General features: G+C 66.1%; 1 pseudogene. It reads right to left on the bottom strand.

What is annotated here, in order from left to right:
- Positions 1–507 (bottom strand): annotated as a pseudogene (locus tag GTW58_RS13930) (thiamine pyrophosphate-binding protein); the annotation flags it as partial.
- Between the last annotated feature and the right edge of the window lie 21 nt (positions 508–528).

Raw genomic sequence — 528 nt, 5'->3', positions numbered from 1 at the left:
GAACTCCATCTGACCCACCTGGGCGTCCTTGGCGATGTCCACCAACACGGGGCCCGGACGCCCGGTGGCGGCGAGATGGAAGGCCTCGGCCAGGACTCGCGGGATGTCCTGCGACTTGGTCACCAGATACGAGTGTTTGGTGATGGGCATGGTCATGCCCACGATGTCCGCCTCCTGGAAGGCGTCGGAGCCGATCAGGGTGGAGGCCACCTGACCGGTGATGGCCACCATGGGCACCGAGTCCATGTTCGCGTCGGCCAGCGCTGTCACGAGGTTGGTGGCACCCGGTCCCGAGGTCGCGATGCACACCCCCACCTTCCCGGAAGCCAATGCGTAGCCCTGCGCGGCGTGTCCGGCACCCTGTTCGTGCCGGACCAGGATGTGATTGATGGTCTCCGTCTCGAGCAGCGGGTCGTAGGTCGGGAGAATGGCCCCGCCGGGAAGACCGAAGACGTCCGTGACACCGAGTTCCTCGAGGGAACGCATGACGGCCTACGAACCGGTCATCGACACCGGGTCCACGACGGT

Source organism: Kocuria subflava (assembly GCF_012163155.1).
Taxonomy (GTDB): domain Bacteria; phylum Actinomycetota; class Actinomycetes; order Actinomycetales; family Micrococcaceae; genus Kocuria; species Kocuria subflava.
The sequence above is the reverse complement of the archived record's forward strand: the minus strand, read 5'-3'. Positions and strand labels throughout refer to the sequence as shown.